Source organism: Chamaesiphon sp. VAR_48_metabat_135_sub (assembly GCF_031418915.1).
Taxonomy (GTDB): domain Bacteria; phylum Cyanobacteriota; class Cyanobacteriia; order Cyanobacteriales; family Chamaesiphonaceae; genus Chamaesiphon.
In genome coordinates this window covers 1-2223 of record NZ_JANOJV010000185.1, presented here as the reverse complement: position 1 = coordinate 2223, position 2223 = coordinate 1, and the positions used below count along the sequence as shown (strand labels likewise).

Below are 2223 nucleotides of genomic sequence, written 5' to 3'. Positions count from 1 at the left end.
GAAAATAAGTAGGTCAAACTACGCACTCACAGCCTGCTTCGCACTAGCCTCTGGTGTTTCCGCCTCCGAAGGTGGTACCAACTGCCAGAACTTAGGCAGATACTCCGCCCACCGACTCAAGATTTCCTGCGCCTTCTGACTTCCGGTTTTCGCACTATGCGCTGCAATTAGATCCTTCAATTGCTGCTCACCCGCTGCTGTTTGTACCCGTTGCCATTTGACAATTTCGGGGTTGATTTTGGCGATAAAGGTGTCGTCTTCATCCAAGAAATAACCCAAACCGCCTGTCATCCCTGCGCCGACGTTGCGCCCGACTTGTCCGAGGACGACTACTACGCCGCCTGTCATGTATTCGCAACAGTGGTCGCCTGTACCTTCGACTACGGCTGTGGCGCGGGAGTTGCGGACGGCGAAGCGTTCGCCTGCGCGTCCGTTGGCGTAGAGGTAGCCGCCTGTGGCTCCGTAGAGGCAGGTGTTGCCGATAATTACGTTGCGGCTGGTGTCGAAGATCGTGCCTGTGTAAGGTTTGATCACGATTTCGCCGCCGTTGATGCCTTTGCCTACGTAGTCGTTGCTTTCGCCTGTGAGGTTGAGGCTGACTCCTTCGTGGTTGAATGCACCGAAGCTTTGTCCGGCGGCTCCCTGGAAGTTGAGGGTGAGTTGTCCTTCAAATGCACTGTCGCCGTATTTGAGGGCGATGGCACCGGAGATGCGGGCACCGATCGATCTGTCGGTATTCACGACGTTATATGATTTAGTGGCGATGCATTGGTTGTCGATCGCGTGCCGCACATCTACATCTGCTAAAATCTCGTCATCTAATACGGCTCCATTGGTATGGATATCACCGTGGATCAGGAAGGATCGATCGAGTTTAGTATCTGGTAATTGAGTCAGACAATCGAGGTTAATTGCAGCGACTTTGGTTAATTTGGCTTCGGGGCGGAGGGTGAATAAATCCGCACGTCCGATTAAGTCGTTGAGCGATTTGTAGCCCAGCCGCGCCAAGATGCTGCGGACTTCTTCGGCGATGAACAGGAAGAAGTTGACGACTTGTTCGGGGATACCTGGGAAGCGGGCGCGGAGATCTTCGCGTTGGGAGGCTACGCCGACGGGACATTTATTGGTATGACAGACTCGTGCCATGATACAGCCTTCGGCAATCATCGCGATCGATCCGAAGCCATATTCTTCTGCTCCCATCAAAGCGGCGATCATAATATCCCATCCTGATTTTAATCCACCATCGACACGAAGTAAAACTCGATCGCGAAGTTGGTTGTCCATCAGAACGCGGTGAACTTCGGTTAAACCTAGTTCCCACGGGGTACCTGCGTGTTTGATGCTCGATAAGGGGGATGCACCCGTACCGCCGTCGTGTCCAGAGATTTGGATGATGTCGGCGTTGGCTTTGGCGACTCCGGCGGCGATCGTGCCGATGCCGATTTCGGCGACTAGTTTGACGGAGACGGCGGCTTTGGGGTTGATTTGGTGGAGATCGTGGATTAGTTGCTCCAGATCTTCGATCGAGTAAATATCGTGATGGGGTGGTGGTGAAATCAGCATCACGCCTGGTTTGGAGCGGCGGAGCATGGCGATGTATTGGCTGACTTTTGGCCCTGGCAATTGTCCACCTTCACCTGGTTTGGCTCCCTGAGCGAGTTTGATCTCAATTTGTTTGCCATTCATCAAGAATTGCGGGGTGACTCCAAAGCGTCCCGATGCGATTTGGACGATCGAGCTTTTAGCTGTGTCGCCATTGCGTAAGCCTTTGAGGTGGGGGAGGATGGCGGATTTACCATCGACGGCATCGTCGATCGTTTTGTAGCGGACAGGATCTTCGCCGCCTTCGCCGCTGTTGGATTTCGCGCCGATGCGGTTCATGGCGATGGCGAGGACTTCATGGGCTTCGCGGGAGAGTGCGCCGAGGGACATTCCACCCGTGCAGAAGCGTTTGACGATATCGGTCACAGACTCCACTTCATCGAGGGAAATGGAGTTTCGATCGGATTTGAAGTCGAGTAGGTCGCGCAGAGCCGTAACGGGGCGTTCCTGAAGATATTTTTTATAGGTTTCATAGTGGTCATAACCCGCTTGATTTGGGTATGCGTCTACCGCTTTGTGCAGAGCTTTCGCCAGTTGGGGGCTATTCATGTGGTACTCACCACTGGGGCGATAGTTGAAGAATCCCAGATTTTCGAGTTTCTTCAATTCTGTGGGGAA

At 53.4% G+C, this 2223-nt stretch carries 1 protein-coding gene; it reads right to left on the bottom strand.

What is annotated here, in order from left to right; all coding sequences use genetic code 11:
* Nucleotides 1–18: 18 nt before the first annotated feature.
* A partial coding sequence (locus RMO55_RS13495; RefSeq protein WP_310427281.1) for a glutamate synthase-related protein occupies nucleotides 19–2223 on the bottom strand: 2205 nt, incomplete at its 5' end.